At 50.0% G+C, this 824-nt stretch carries 2 protein-coding genes; both read left to right on the forward strand.

What is annotated here, in order from left to right; all coding sequences use genetic code 11:
- Nucleotides 1-420 (forward strand): anion permease (locus R7P74_RS25725; protein ID WP_031813347.1); only part of this gene is annotated, 420 nt, incomplete at its 5' end.
- A 3-nt stretch (nt 421-423) separates the two neighbouring features.
- On the forward strand, nt 424-824 hold a 401-nt coding region (locus R7P74_RS25730; RefSeq protein ID WP_318123481.1), incomplete at its 3' end, for a Crp/Fnr family transcriptional regulator.

Genomic DNA, 824 nt, shown 5'->3' on the forward strand with positions numbered 1-824 from the left:
CTAGGTTTAGCGCTCGACAAAACAGGGCTTGCGAAGCTGGTGGTGCACAGTATTCCGTTTGATGAGTTCTCGCCTTATGTGGTGCTATTCGGCGCGGCATTCCTCTGCTTACTAATGGCAAACTTCATGTCGCACACGGCCACAGCCAACTTGCTGATGCCAATAATGGCTGCGCTTGGTACGTCCATGGCTTCTTTGACGCCATTAGGTGGTGAAGTCACGCTTATTCTTGTTGTGACCTTCGCGGCTTCGCTTGGTATGTCACTGCCTATCAGTACACCGCCTAACGCGCTTGCGCATGCCACTGGCCATGTAGAAAGTAGCCAAATGGCGAGAGTGGGTGCGGTACTTGGTATTGTTGGTGTGCTGCTAAGCTTTGTGATGGTGTGGATTCTTCATACGGTTGGGCATATTGGGTAATACATGTACGAAACCAAGTTAGATGCGTTAGTAGAACGCTACTTTAATCATATCGAACGTCGGCTGACTGTGTTGGCCGGCTCCGTATTGATCGAACAGCAAGGCTACAACGACCGTCTATATTATGTGCTCTCTGGCGAGCTTGCTGGCTTCTATGCGGACGAAGACAGAAAACCCATTCAGGTATTTTCTGCCTCTCAAGGGGCATTTATTGGAGTGCACAGTTTTTTTTCAGGAACATGGACTGCCTCATCTACGGTGATTGCACAAACCGATGTAGAACTTGCGTGGATAGACCGCGATACGCCAGCCGTTGAAGAAGAAACTTACGGGCCATTAACCACACAGTTTATGCCCGTTATGGTGAATGAGTTGTCTCGCCGTCAGCGCCGCGCGATGCAAGA

Source organism: Vibrio sp. 2033, assembly GCF_033339735.1.